General features: G+C 39.3%; 12 protein-coding genes and 1 pseudogene. 8 read left to right on the top strand and 5 right to left on the bottom strand.

Annotation, left to right across the window (positions count from 1 at the left end):
- Positions 1-73: 73 nt before the first annotated feature.
- The 5 genes and pseudogenes from VF675_RS12490 to htpG form a co-directional block, all read left to right on the top strand.
- Positions 74-592, top strand: a pseudogene (locus VF675_RS12490) (alpha/beta fold hydrolase); the annotation flags it as partial.
- A 91-nt stretch (positions 593-683) separates the two neighbouring features.
- On the top strand, positions 684-2,060 hold the full coding sequence (locus VF675_RS12495) for a Na+/H+ antiporter family protein (RefSeq protein ID WP_440205306.1): 1,377 nt from the start codon (positions 684-686) through the stop codon (positions 2,058-2,060).
- 572 nt (positions 2,061-2,632) lie between these two features.
- A complete protein-coding gene (locus tag VF675_RS12500; protein WP_180008430.1) occupies positions 2,633-3,244 on the top strand; it encodes an OmpW/AlkL family protein in 612 nt (203 codons plus the stop codon).
- A 174-nt stretch (positions 3,245-3,418) separates the two neighbouring features.
- The gene (locus tag VF675_RS12505) at positions 3,419-3,763 is read left to right on the top strand and encodes a lysozyme inhibitor LprI family protein (RefSeq protein ID WP_346792080.1); all 345 of its coding nucleotides are present in this window, start codon (positions 3,419-3,421) and stop codon (positions 3,761-3,763) included.
- Between the two features lie 94 nt (positions 3,764-3,857).
- Positions 3,858-5,774 (top strand): molecular chaperone HtpG, encoded by a 1,917-nt coding sequence (gene htpG / locus VF675_RS12510; protein WP_179997289.1) that lies wholly within the window; start codon positions 3,858-3,860, stop codon positions 5,772-5,774.
- Between the two features lie 140 nt (positions 5,775-5,914).
- On the opposite strand, the gene VF675_RS12515 is transcribed toward htpG, so the two are convergent.
- The 4 genes from VF675_RS12515 to VF675_RS12530 all read right to left on the bottom strand — a co-directional run bounded on the left by VF675_RS12515 (position 5,915) and on the right by VF675_RS12530 (position 9,357).
- Positions 5,915-7,060, bottom strand: a complete 1,146-nt coding sequence (locus tag VF675_RS12515; RefSeq protein WP_346791968.1) for a hypothetical protein — start codon at positions 7,058-7,060, stop codon at positions 5,915-5,917.
- 94 nt (positions 7,061-7,154) lie between these two features.
- A complete protein-coding gene (locus VF675_RS12520; RefSeq protein WP_440205307.1) occupies positions 7,155-8,675 on the bottom strand; it encodes a hypothetical protein in 1,521 nt (506 codons plus the stop codon).
- A 10-nt stretch (positions 8,676-8,685) separates the two neighbouring features.
- Positions 8,686-8,865, bottom strand: a complete 180-nt coding sequence (locus VF675_RS12525; RefSeq protein WP_004975807.1) for a hypothetical protein — start codon at positions 8,863-8,865, stop codon at positions 8,686-8,688.
- A gap of 327 nt (positions 8,866-9,192) precedes the next feature.
- Positions 9,193-9,357 carry a hypothetical protein gene (locus tag VF675_RS12530; protein WP_019836107.1) on the bottom strand — a complete coding sequence of 55 codons (165 nt, stop codon included), beginning with the start codon at positions 9,355-9,357 and terminating at the stop codon, positions 9,193-9,195.
- A 374-nt stretch (positions 9,358-9,731) separates the two neighbouring features.
- Here VF675_RS12530 and VF675_RS12535 point away from each other — a divergent pair, with 374 nt between their 5' ends.
- Positions 9,732-9,932: a dodecin family protein gene (locus tag VF675_RS12535; protein WP_004975809.1), complete on the top strand. Its 201-nt coding sequence runs from the start codon at positions 9,732-9,734 to the stop codon at positions 9,930-9,932.
- A gap of 171 nt (positions 9,933-10,103) precedes the next feature.
- On the opposite strand, the gene VF675_RS12540 is transcribed toward VF675_RS12535, so the two are convergent.
- On the bottom strand, positions 10,104-10,805 hold the full coding sequence (locus VF675_RS12540) for a DsbA family oxidoreductase (protein ID WP_004975810.1): 702 nt from the start codon (positions 10,803-10,805) through the stop codon (positions 10,104-10,106).
- A 253-nt stretch (positions 10,806-11,058) separates the two neighbouring features.
- Here VF675_RS12540 and VF675_RS12545 point away from each other — a divergent pair, with 253 nt between their 5' ends.
- Both VF675_RS12545 and VF675_RS12550 read left to right on the top strand, forming a co-directional pair.
- Positions 11,059-11,808 carry a hypothetical protein gene (locus VF675_RS12545; RefSeq protein WP_104852942.1) on the top strand — a complete coding sequence of 250 codons (750 nt, stop codon included), beginning with the start codon at positions 11,059-11,061 and terminating at the stop codon, positions 11,806-11,808.
- Positions 11,809-11,916: 108 nt separating this feature from the next.
- Entirely contained in the window at positions 11,917-12,189 is a 273-nt protein-coding gene (locus tag VF675_RS12550) for a hypothetical protein (RefSeq protein ID WP_004975814.1), read from the top strand.
- The last annotated feature ends 74 nt before the right edge of the window (positions 12,190-12,263 follow it).

The raw sequence follows: 12,263 nt of genomic DNA on the forward strand, positions 1-12,263 counted from the left end.
AGGTTGTGTCGTAACTTTCTAAATGGCTCTAACTACCTTTTTTTCAAGGGCTTTTCTTATCCGTAATTCGGGTTATAGTAGTATTTCAGGCCCATGTTTGGATCATGCAGCGTTCTGGATGCGTAAGCAGTTTTCTGAAAATAAAATTAAATTTTTCAAACAAATGCGTAAATCTTGGTATATTGCCGCCTTTCAACTTCCTGCACTTGCGCCTACAGTTTGGCAGTTCTTTCAACCTGAACAATGGCGTCAGGTAGTGATGCGCTTAGAACGCGATCAAGATATTGCGATCAATCCTAATATCCGCAAAGATGGGCGCTATGGCGTCAATTTATATCGTGCCAATTTTATCCCACGTTTATTAAAGCCGCGTCAACGTTATGCAATTTGTCCTGTGCAAGCTATTGTCTTGAAATGTGATCAATTTGTGGGTGCTGAATTGATTGATGAAATGTCGCATTGGGTAGATGATTTTCAACGTGTGGAGTTGGCTGCTAATCACTGGGCGATTCTTAGTCAGCCGCAAGCGGTTGCTACTGCCATCCGTGATTTTGCTTTAGGTCATGCAAATTCACATGCTGCAGCAATTTAAATCAGAAACGCTTGTCGGAGTTGAATGTTTGGTCAACTCCAATCTGCATAATCTCTGATAAAATAGCTTCTTTTTTGAATTTTCATCTCTTATGTTCGCAATTCTTGCTGCCATTGCAATCATGTTCGGATTGTCGTTGGCTCGTGTGCCTGTGGTTTTTGCCTTGGTTATTGGTGCAGTCTCAGGTGGTTTACTGGCTGGTTTAGGCTTACAAGGCACTTTAGATGCGTTTAATAATGGTTTAGGTGGTGGCGCTAAAATTGCTCTTGCTTACGGTATTTTAGGTGCATTTGCTTTGGCTTTGGCACGTTCAGGTTTGCCAGACTTATTGGCGTATAAGCTGATTCGCACTTTAACAGGTAGCAGTAATACTAAGGTACAGAACCGCGTTAAATATCTGATTTATTTTACTGTGGCTTTGGCAGCGGTATTTTCACAAAACCTAATTCCTGTACATATTGCATTTATTCCTGTATTGATTCCACCTTTATTGAGTGTTTTCAATCATCTAAACCTAGACCGTCGTGCAGTGGCTTGTTTGCTGACTTTTGGTTTGGTTGCCAGCTATATGTTTGTTCCTTTCGGTTTTGGTGCAATCTTCCTGAATGATATTTTGGCGCACAATATCAACACCTTTGGTGCTCCGTATGGTTTTGCCATTCAAAATGAAGATATTCCTTCTGCTATGTTTATTCCTGTATTTGGAATGTTCATAGGTCTATTGATCGCGTTGTTTGTGAGCTATCGTAAGCCTCGACATTATCAAGATGTGCAGGTAGAGCGTACCCAAAGCATTTCGAGTGAACTCAATGCAGACACAACAGGGTCAAGCTTACAAGCACCACAAATTGCTAAATTTACGCTGTGGATGGCAGTGTTTGCGATTATTGCAACCTTGGCGGTGCAATTGTATTCAGATTCGATGATTCTGGCAGGTTTGGTCGGTGTTGCCATTTTAAGCTGTGCGGGAATTTTTAAATGGAAAGAAGCAGATGATGTGATCATTACAGGTATGCGTATGATGGCACTCATCGGCTTTATTATGATTGCTGCACAAGGTTTCGCTTCAGTGATTGAAGCGACTAATCAAGTGCCTGCTTTGGTAGAAGCGTCGGTGGAATGGATTGGCAATAGCAAAGCTTTGGCTGCATTTTTAATGTTATTGATTGGTTTGTTAATCACCTTGGGGATTGGCTCATCTTTCTCTACCGTGCCTATTTTAGCGATTATTTATGTGCCTTTATGTTTGCAGTTCGGTTTTAGCCCTGCAGCAACCATTGCGATTATTGGTACAGCAGCAGCCTTAGGAGATGCGGGTTCTCCAGCATCGGATTCAACCTTGGGGCCAACTTCGGGTTTAAATATGGATGGGCAGCACGACCACATGAAGGACAGTGTGGTACCGACTTTTATTCACTTTAATATTCCATTGATGATTTTTGGTTGGATTGCAGCGATGGTGCTGTAAATTATCACCAAAATTTTTAAGCGCACGTGTTCAGAATAGACTGGGCACGTTGCAGCATCGTGCTAAAACGACAAGAAGAATCTTCCTCAAGTTCATCCTTACATCTGCCGATTGAAACCCAATACAAAATTCAAACTCTCTAACAAAATGATCCATTTTTCGTTGTCATCAACTTCTAATATTAGAATGAAGATGATTTTAATTCTCTTTATTTAATTTGGATAATTTTATTGATTTTCTGTGATTTAAAAATATAAAACCTGAGTGAATTAATCTATTTAAAATAAATTTGTTTTAATTTTTAAATAAATATAAGGTGTATTTTAAATAAACCTTTTAATATATTTTTTAAATAAAATTGAGTAATATAGTCGGGAAATAATAATATAAACTCTATTAATTAACTCGGGTTTTAAAACCAAGTAATTTGGTCTATTTAAAATAAATTTATATAATAATGAATAGCTTATAAAATAATTAAAATATTATGTTTAATATGTGTTGCATATTAATAGTGGTCATGTTTAATATTAATTAAGCGTTAAGATTTTTATTCTAAAGGTGGTTTTGAAATGTTAAAGCAAGTTGCTCTAATTGCATTAATGGGAATGTCTGCTTCTGCTATGGCTGGTGAATGGCAAGTTAAAGTTGGAGGTTCTGTAATTTCTCCAACAGCTGATACATCACTAAATACTTTAATTGGCCCTGTGAATGTTGAAGCTGATCATGAATATGCATTTACACCATCTGTAGAGTATTTCTTTAACGACAATATCTCTGCTGAGTTATTGTTGGCGACACCAATTAGTCATGATGTGCTAGTGAATGGTGATAATGGTGCGAAGATTAAGCATTTACCGCCAACATTAACTGCTAAATATCACTTTAAAAACTCAACCCGTTTTACACCATACATTGGTGTCGGTGGTACGGCATTTATCGCATGGGATGAAGAAGGTGTTGTTAAAGATGTAAAAGAAGACTTTGGTTTTGCAGGTCAAATCGGTTTTAACTTCCAGCCAGCCGATGCAAAAAACTGGGGTGTATTCTTTGATGCACGTTATGCACAATTGAGTCCTGAAGTTACTTTAACAGCAGATACTGCTGCTGCATTAGGAGCTGAAAAGTTTGATCTGGACATCGACCCAATGGTGTACACCATCGGTTATAGCTACAAATTTTAATCATAAGAGTAGCTTTTTATAATAATAAAAATCAGCGCAACCCCATATTTATGATGGGGTTTTTTTTATTGCAAAAAATAACAAATGTACCGAATGAAAAAATTGAGAGCATATGCCATGTTCATTTACAGTCTGAAAGATAAAGTAAAGAACGATAAAAAAAGGAATTAATTCATGTTGATCAAATACGGTTGGTTTGTGTGTCTTGGTTTAATGCTGAGTGTCGCAGGGCATGCGGCGAGTTTTTCTTGTGAAAACGCCAAAACACAAACGGAACATGCTATTTGTGAACATCGTCCGGTCAATGATGCCGATGTGAAAATGGCAACCACCTATCGTATCGTCAGCCGCTTGGTCGCTATGGGGACACGTTCACAAATTCGTGATGAACAATTTCGCTGGTTAGAGTTGCGTGATCGTTGTGGTACTTCAGTCGATTGTTTAACCCAAGTGTATAATTTGCGTCAGCAGAAATTAGAGGATCATTTAAATCAGGTCTATCAACGTGCACCTTTTTAAATTTTTCTGGGTTTAGGCTTGAAAAATTAGGCAATCACTCCAATTCATAAACACATCCAACAATAACCATGTTTATGAATTTAAGGAGTGATGAATGAGCGAGCACAGCCAAAAACACAGTTTCCAAGCCGAAGTGGCGCAGTTATTACATTTGGTGACCCATTCTCTTTATTCCAACCCTGAAATTTTCTTGCGTGAACTGATTTCTAACGCATCGGATGCCTGCGACAAATTACGTTTTGAAGGCATCAACCATCCTGAATATTATGAAAATGATCCAGATTTACGTGTGCGTATCCGCTTAGATCAAGACAAGAAAACCCTGACCATTTCAGACAATGGCATTGGTTTAAGTCAGCAGGATGCGATTGAGCATTTGGGTACCATTGCCAAATCGGGCACCAAAGACTTTATGTCAAAATTGACGGGCGATCAAAAAGCCGATGCGCAATTGATTGGTCAATTTGGTGTGGGTTTCTATTCAGGTTTTATCGTGGCAGATAAAATTACTGTGGAATCACGCCGTGCAGGATTGGCTGCAGATGAAGCCGTGCGTTGGAGCAGTGCGGGTACTGGCGAGTTTGATGTTGAGCAAATTCACAAAGCAGAACGGGGTACCGATATTATTCTGCACTTGCGTGAAGATGCACTGGATTATTTAGAAAGCTACAAAGTTAAGCAGATCATCAATAAATACTCTGATCACATCAGTTTGCCAATTCAAATGCAGAAAGAAGTATGGCAGCAAGAAGAAGCAGCTGAAGGTGAAACGCCGAAAGCAGGTCAGTATGTGAAAACTGATGAATGGGAAGCAATTAACTCGGCCAGTGCGTTGTGGACGCGCAATAAAAACGAAATTAGTGAAGAACAGTACATCGAATTTTATAAAAACCTCAGTCATGATTTTGACGCACCATTGGCATGGGCGCATAACCGCGTTGAAGGCAGTACTGAATACACTCAGTTGTTGTATGTGCCAAGTAAAGCACCGCACAACATTTTTACTCGTGAAGCCAAAGCGGGGATTAAATTGTATGTGAAGCGCGTATTTATTATGGATGAGGCAGACAACCTGATTCCAAATTATCTGCGCTTTGTACAAGGTGTGGTGGACAGCGCCGATTTGCCATTGAACGTGAGCCGTGAGTTATTGCAAGAAAGCCGTGATGTGAAAACCATCCGCGAAGGCAATACCCGTCGTGTGTTGACCATGTTGGACAATTTAGCCAAGTCTGAAGATGAAAAAGACCAAGAAAAATTTAAGCAATTCTATCAAGAATTTGGTTCAGTTTTAAAAGAAGGCTTAGGCGAAGACTTTGGCAACCGTGAACGTATCCTGAAATTATTACGCTACGCTACTTCAAGTAATGATGACATCAGTACCTCATTGGCGGACTATAAAGCGCGAATGAAAGAAGGTCAGAAAGCCATTTACTACGTTACGGCAGACAACTTGAACGCAGCAAAGCATTCTCCACAGTTGGAGTTGTTTAAGAAAAAAGGCATTGAAGTGTTGTTGATGGCAGAACGCGTAGACGAGTGGGCGATGAACTTTGTGCAGGAGTTTGATGGCACGCCAATGCAAAACGTATCTAAAGGTGCGGTTGATTTAGGCGATCTACAAGATGCTGAAGAGAAGAAAGCTTTAGACGCGGCTGCAGAACAATTTAAACCTGTGGTTGAGCAATTGTCTGCATCTTTAAGCGGTAAAACCAAAGAAGTGCGTGTGACTACACGTTTGGTTGATTCCCCTGCTTGTTTGGTAACAGGTGAAGGTGAACTGTCACCACAATTGATTCGTATGTTGAAGGATGCAGGGCAAGCTGTACCTGATATGAAGCCAATTTTGGAAATCAACCCAGAGCATCCTTTGGTGAAAAAATTACAGGACTCCAATCAATTTGATGATTTGGCGCATGTGATTTTTGATCAAGCTGTGATTGCTGAAGGTGGCTTGCCTGAAGACCCAGCGGAATATGTGAAACGTATTAATAGCTTACTGTTAAAGTAAGTCTGCTTTCGCATGAACATGATCGATGATGCGTTGTACAAATAATGCATCGTCATCTTGCAAGATCATCTTGCAAAAAAACCAAGTCCTGTTCGCAAGACTTGGTTTTTTAATTTGGCTTGATTGTAGATGTTACCTGTTTAGAAAATGGCTTCTAAACGCACTAAAGCACCGAGATAATGATTACGATCTGCGCGATCATCATTTAAATAATTGACATCGCCCTGAATAAAGAACCATTCACGTAAAAATGGTTGACGCCAAGAGACAAATGGCCCCCAACGATTTAAACGTAAGTCATCATCGTGATAAAAACCGCCTGTATAAATGCCATAGTTAAAGCGGTTGCCTGCAAAGAATTGATGTTGTCTAAAGGTGTAGTTGTCCCAAACCAAATCATCATCTTGTTCATCGGCATAGGTCAGGCTAAATTGATTGGACAAGAAAGCCTGATTGGGGCGTGCGTGCGTGAGCTCCAAGTTGGTTCTGAGATAATTTTCACTGTCGATGCCATAACGATAAATTTGTTCGGCATGAAAAGAGAAATCATTTTCCAAAGTCCAGTCTTTAGAGGCTTTTAAACGCAGATAAATATCATCGCCAGAACGTACCCCTAAATCGACATCTGTTTCAAAAGGTAGACGCTCGTCAAAGTTCGACCAACGTAATGCCAGAGAACTGTTGTCTTCACGGCTACGTTTGCTGTCTACAGTTTTGTCTGCATCATGCGCTGGGTTTTCGTTGGTAATGGCGACGTTATTTTGCAATTCGTTATCGAGCGAGTCATCACCAAAGACCACACTGAGTTTATTTTCAAGCGTAGGCAGTTTGATTTTCCCGCGAATACGAGGTTTGACTTCATATTCATTATGCTTATCCCAACTGCTATCGACCAAAACCCGCAAAGTGGCTGAGGCAGGCTGTTCAGGACTTGGTTCACCAAACCAGTTATCCAGTTTATGTGCTGTTTTATCTGCCCAGTTGCGAATATTTTTTTGACGTTGATCGAACCAAGTTAAATGTTCCGTTTCTGCGGTGGCAGGTACAATGGATTCATTGGATTGTTCGGGTAACACCGTCGGTGTGGCATCAATCCAACGTGGAATCGTGTAATAAAAACCGTTTTTATCTGCTGCACTTGGCGGAGCGACAGGCAATTCATAAGGTGGCAGTGACGTATGGGCTTGATCCACTGCTTGAGTTGATTCTTGTGCAAAAGTGATGCCTGCGACCCCACTTAAGAGACAGCTTAATATAAAAGGCGATGTGTGCTTTATTCTTGACATTATTTACTGATCTTTAAGCCATTTTTGTTAGTGTTGAAAATCTATGAGATAAAAGCAAGACTTGGCTACAAAATCATAATATAAACGGCAGTTTTTAGGCAGAAACCTCTTTTTCTTGATACATTTGAAGTGCTTGGCATAACTGCAAAGCATCAATCGGTTGCTGTAATTGGGAGATGACTTTTTGAATCATTTGCCAACTAATACCTTGTTGTCGATCTAATAAAATGTGCGGTATAGCTTGTTCAGTACGGGACAGTTGTAAGCGCTTTTGACCATGAATCACACGAATTTTTTGTCGTTCTTTCAGTAAAATCAAAGGGGTATGACTCTGTGCTTCACTTTCTTCAAACTGAATAAACTTAGTAGTTTGAATGTGCTGTATCGGAATGAAAGGAAAATAATGCTCTTGCTGCCACACGATTTGAGCATCATGACTATAGCATTGAAAAAGCTGATCGAAATCAAATAAATGTTCTTGTAATTTTTCCCAAGAAATTTCACGTATTGCTGCAATTTCATGTTCAAACTGTTGGCAAAAGTTTTGAGTCAAACGAATCGCTTGCATTTGATCTAATGCGCCAAGCAGTACCACATATTTAATAAAGCGTCCTTGCGTATTGGTTTGTTCTGCCAAATATACCGTACGCGCCAACACCTGTTGCTGATCTTCTTCGGGATCAGACAAATGCACCAATACATCGGCATATTGCGTGACTTCTGGCGCTTCAGGCAAAAAGACCCGATACAACTGTGCTGACTCATTTTGGCTAAGATTGAGCGCAGAAATGGGGCAACTATATTGGCTTAACAATAGATTATAAGCTGGGTTGACGCTTGGTTTTTGCGTGCCAGCCGTCATCTGGGCAGTATCTATTGTCGTTGCATCAGGCTGAGTTATATCCAATGTTGCATTGGAAATGATCGTTTGGTCTGCTGTCGGTTCAATTGTAAGTTCATCTTTAGCCACGTCCAAAACTTGAGTATTAGACGAGGCAACTTCTTCTGTAGCGATGTGGTCTCTAATAAAGTCAAATTGAATTGGCGGATCTGCAGCTTTATTTTCTTCTGGGTCTACAGTGGCAAAAATTGGTTGAGTTTGTGCTGCTTCTATCGTTACAGTTTGAGCAGCTTCTAGAACAGCAGCTTGCTTCAGTTCGGCATCGGTTTGAAGGCAGTGATATTGTTGCTGCTGTTCCAACATCCAGCGATAGACCTGCTCTAAATCTTGAAATTCACTTAGTAAAGCAGTGCGGTCAGCAGCAGGAATTAACCAAATTTGCCAACCAGCTCTCAGTTGATACAAGATCGCCCAGCCTGCTTCAGGTTGTTGATAAAGTGCTGTTTCAAGTGCTTCAAGTTGTGTAAATACACCACGAAAAGATTGTGCATATAAACTTTGTTCTGCAAAAGTTACCGCAGTTTGAATTGGATTTTGTGAGGCTTTAAATGTGAGCAACTGTTTTTGAAAAATCGGTTCATCGCACAGCATAAAAATTTCTTTAATGCGTGCTTTGGCTTTGGCTGTTTCATACAGACTGAGTCTTTTATGCGTTAAAGCATCAATTAAGTCGCGTAATTCTTTAATCAACAGTGATTTTTCTAGTGTATTCATTGATGCATACTTAAATATGTTGTTGTGCTTTTTCCAAATAATCTGCCAAGACAATATTCAGAGCCAATTCAATCAATTTATATTCTGCCGATTGTGGTTGAGGATAGCGTTTGGCTAATTCGATTAAATGGCTGACCTCAATCGCTTGAGGTGGAATTTTTCTTTGTATAAGTGCTTGAAGTTGTTGCATAGGCATCTGCTATAGCAATGAAAAAAAATCACTTTAATTATATGGATTTAATTAAAAAATACATGCTAAAAATTGTCAGCTTTTGTGCTTTTTTAGACATTATTGACAAAAAATGCGCTTTTTATATGAAAAATAATCAAAAAAATTTAAATCGCAGTGCCAAAAAAGTATTAGCAATTGGGTAGAACACAGTTTTTAGATGTTGCATGGACGATTTAAAGCAAATTTAGCATTAGAAAAACAAACAGCAGCCTGCTTTAGACTGCTGTTTGGGGAGAGAAATGGGAGGGATTAATACAGCTAAAATTAGTGGATAAAACGCGTAACTTAAGCTGCCTTTTGCGAAGTTGGTTCATTTACAACAGCTTCAGATGCAGCCGATTCTGTATTCACTTTTTGAGTTGGAAAATCAGGTACATGCACAATTTGAGCAGATACATTTGCAGCAATTGCTAAAAGTGAAACCATCAAAACAGATTTAAACATATTCATGGGAATATCCATCCAAAGTGTTAATGTCTAGGCAGAAGAATAGACATCGTAGGGAGATCAAACGAAATAAAAAATTCACATGAATCATAACAAAGTTTAAAATTTACAAAATGATCATTTCGGCAATTATTTTAAAAATAGCAATATAAAACAATATATTAGAGTTTTAGCTCTAGTTTTTTGTGTAGGCTTAAATGGTTGAGATGTCTGCAAAATTTGTATTTAGATAAGTCTGAAATGCGGGTGAATGGTGACAGTTTTTGACAGTGTGAAATCATGTAATGTTTTGGCTGTGATTGGTTAAACAGTCTAAAAATGCGGTTTTTTTAATCTATGATGGAATTCCAATAACGATAAAGGACAGTGAGAAAATCATGGCAATTGCAAAAGTAGTTGAAGTTAATTCAAGCAGTACAAAAAGTTTTGAAGACGCGATTCAGACTGGAATCGCTAAAGTGACAGAAACAATTAAAAATGTCCAAGGGGCGTGGATTAACGAACAAAAAGTGGTGGTTAAAGACAATCAAATCACGGAGTATCGGGTCAATTTAAAAATCAGCTTCTTGGTTGAATAACACCTCGCTTCATTAACGAAGCATAGTAAGATGACAACTAACCGAAGCATGGTTGCGGGGCAAAGCTGGAACTTTGACCCATTTTAAAAGCACAAAAAATCCCGTAATGGGATTTTTTTGTGCGTCTAATCAGCCGGAAGAACACTATTCAGCCTTGTCTGTATTTCAATCTTAAGCTTTGGGTTCAGATACATCGCATTGTTCTGCATCGCAGCTTGCTGCATCTTCAAGCTCTAGCTCGCTTGCTGTTTCAAGGGCTTTTTGCAGAACTTGCACAAAGACTTCACGTGGCTGCGCACCTGCTAAAGCAATACGCTGATCAAATACGAAGAACGGTACGCCAGTGACGTTTAATTGTTCACGTGCAACTTCTTGGTCAAATTTTACAAAGTCGGCATATTCGTCAGAATCTAGAACATCATCCACTTCTACAGGATTCAGCCCAATACGTGATGCAACATCTTCTAGTGTTTCACGCTCGCCAATTGCCAAACCTTGAGTCATATAGCTATAGAAAAAAGCCTCTTTGGCTTCGCTGCCCAAGCCTTTGCTTTGCGCTAAATGCACCAAGCGATGGGCATTAAAGGTATTGCCAGAGTTGGCATTTTCCCATTGAAAGTCAATGCCTTCAGCTTTTGCCATTTCGGCAATATTACGCTGCATGTCTTCTACTTCGGCAAGGCTGCGCCCATATTTTTGTGCCAAACGCTCTGAATTGGACACTTCCTGACGCGGTGGCGCATCTGGATCAAGTTCAAAGCTGTGCCAATGCACTTCTAATTCTACACCTGCTTCTTCAGCAGCAGCCTCTAAACGTTTTTTGCCGATATAGCAAAACGGGCAAACAATATCTGACCAAATATCAACGCGCATGAACAATCTCAAATTCTGTTTTTTACTAAGATGGGGATGTTACATAAAATTTAAAGCATAAAGCGATGCTAAACTTATTTTTGAGCATCTGGTCAAATAGCGTCATGGATACAGAATCATATAAAGGCATAAATGAATTGATTTATTTCACTATATTCTAATGGCTGCATTAGAAAATAAGCATAAAATGCTATACAAATGTGACAGGCTTCACGCTAAGATATTGCAAATACTAAAAAATAAGAGGGCACGCATGCGACGTATAGTGCTAATTATAGGATGTGCAACGCTGCTGATTTTTGGCGGGATGTTTTATCAATATCAACAGCAGCAAAAACAAGTCACTCAATTGCATGCTTATCAAAATGTGATTTATGAAAAAGCCGAACAAATTTTTGTACAGGCACAGGATTGGTCTAAGCCGATTCAAATTGACTTAAAAGATAATCGTTTAGATGGCGACTATCAAATTATGGCGAGTTTTGTCTTGAGTCACATGGTGCAAAGTGCCGAAGCGCGCAATAGCTATTTACGTGAATTAAAAGCCTTGAATTGGGATCAGTTTTTAGATCCTCAACGACTTGCTGCAGATAAAAAACAAGACTATGCCGATACCGAAGCCATGTTGGTGCAAGTACGTGCCATGGTAGAGCTGTATCAGGAACATTTAGAACAGCATGAAGCGATGGCTTTGGAGCAGATTGAGAATCTTGAAATCAATCATAATTTGCGCCGTCATTTAGCAGAATCTTTGCTAGAAAGCCGCCATAATGACCAAGGACACGCATTATTTGAATTGGAAAAGAAAAATTTGGGTAAGGCGTATGTGTTGTTTGCAATTTTAAAAAACAATAAATGGGAGCTCAAAAACAATACCTTCATGTTCTATGAAGATGCAGCCTTGAAAGAATTTAATGCGGTATATCAAGAGATGGTGCAGCTCAATACGCAAATGCAAGAGATCACTCAGCAGCATCAGCGGGCACTGGAAAGCAAGTTGTAAGGTCTGGCAAATCCTTACATCAAATTGTCAAAAGAATGTCATCTGCCGTTCAAATCTCTTGCCTAAACTGTGCCTGTTGATTTAATTGCTCAGCTAGGCAGGTCCAATATGAACAGCATTCAAGTCTTTGATGATATTCAACAACTGTATTTGCAATTCTTAGAAAATAAAAACTACCCGAAACTCGAAAATTTAAATAATTGGGGCAAGAACCGTTACTTCTTTAATCAGCACTTTCGTTTGGTTGAAGATTGGCATCAGACTGAACAAATTGTGATTGAATTTAATCAACAATATTATTGCTTGGATACAGGCAGCGCCCCAGACTTTATGGATAAAGAACGCTATATGACATGGTTGATGGGGGAGTTGTTGGTTTAAGCCGTGCAGGTAAATCACAACTGATCAGCCATCTAGTCTTCAAGATAACAATGCAAAAGAATAAAATTTAAAAA

Source organism: Acinetobacter sp. Lyrl_1 (assembly GCF_051948795.1).
GTDB lineage: Bacteria > Pseudomonadota > Gammaproteobacteria > Pseudomonadales > Moraxellaceae > Acinetobacter > Acinetobacter towneri.

What these genes read in the sequence shown, in the direction of transcription:
- VF675_RS12530 (WP_019836107.1), bottom strand. Translation starts at nt 9,357, where the DNA reads ATGAATATGTTTAAATCTGTTTTGATGGTTTCACTTTTAGCAATTGCT.
- VF675_RS12520 (WP_440205307.1), bottom strand. Translation starts at nt 8,675, where the DNA reads ATGAATACACTAGAAAAATCACTGTTGATTAAAGAATTACGCGACTTA.
- VF675_RS12540 (WP_004975810.1), bottom strand. Translation starts at nt 10,805, where the DNA reads ATGCGCGTTGATATTTGGTCAGATATTGTTTGCCCGTTTTGCTATATC.
- VF675_RS12500 (WP_180008430.1), top strand. Translation starts at nt 2,633, where the DNA reads ATGTTAAAGCAAGTTGCTCTAATTGCATTAATGGGAATGTCTGCTTCT.
- VF675_RS12515 (WP_346791968.1), bottom strand. Translation starts at nt 7,060, where the DNA reads ATGTCAAGAATAAAGCACACATCGCCTTTTATATTAAGCTGTCTCTTA.
- VF675_RS12545 (WP_104852942.1), top strand. Translation starts at nt 11,059, where the DNA reads ATGCGACGTATAGTGCTAATTATAGGATGTGCAACGCTGCTGATTTTT.
- htpG (WP_179997289.1), top strand. Translation starts at nt 3,858, where the DNA reads ATGAGCGAGCACAGCCAAAAACACAGTTTCCAAGCCGAAGTGGCGCAG.
- VF675_RS12505 (WP_346792080.1), top strand. Translation starts at nt 3,419, where the DNA reads ATGTTGATCAAATACGGTTGGTTTGTGTGTCTTGGTTTAATGCTGAGT.
- VF675_RS12525 (WP_004975807.1), bottom strand. Translation starts at nt 8,865, where the DNA reads ATGCAACAACTTCAAGCACTTATACAAAGAAAAATTCCACCTCAAGCG.
- VF675_RS12535 (WP_004975809.1), top strand. Translation starts at nt 9,732, where the DNA reads ATGGCAATTGCAAAAGTAGTTGAAGTTAATTCAAGCAGTACAAAAAGT.
- VF675_RS12550 (WP_004975814.1), top strand. Translation starts at nt 11,917, where the DNA reads ATGAACAGCATTCAAGTCTTTGATGATATTCAACAACTGTATTTGCAA.
- VF675_RS12495 (WP_440205306.1), top strand. Translation starts at nt 684, where the DNA reads ATGTTCGCAATTCTTGCTGCCATTGCAATCATGTTCGGATTGTCGTTG.